A 302-nucleotide genomic window follows, 5' to 3' on the forward strand; every position below is an offset into this window, starting at 1 on the left:
TTCAAAAAGGAGACAGCCATCAAAACGGCGACTGCGGTCAGCCGAGAGAAGATACGCAGCCACGGATTGGGCTCAGCCAGGCGCCAGAGCTCATTCTGGCGGGCATCCGGTTTATCCGGCATGCAGTTCATTCCGTAAAAGAGCGCCATAAGCAGGGAGGCGGCATAACAGACACTTATGAACACGACGGCGATTCCTGCAATGTTATCGATGATTTGGCAGACGGAAAGCGGAAGAAGCAATAACACTGCATTCAGGACCAGGAAAAATGCCGCCGCTGTCCGAATCTCATGAAATACCGC

1 protein-coding gene is annotated in these 302 nt (G+C 53.0%); it reads left to right on the forward strand.

The window, feature by feature from the left end; genetic code table 11:
• Positions 1-245, forward strand: a 245-nt coding sequence (locus NE473_RS31195; RefSeq protein WP_256265649.1) for a hypothetical protein, incomplete at its 5' end; no start/stop codon positions are given.
• Positions 246-302: the final 57 nt, after the last annotated feature.

Origin of the sequence: Hungatella sp. SL.1.14 (assembly GCF_024460495.1) — a bacterium.
Lineage (GTDB): Bacteria > Bacillota > Clostridia > Lachnospirales > Lachnospiraceae > Hungatella > Hungatella hathewayi.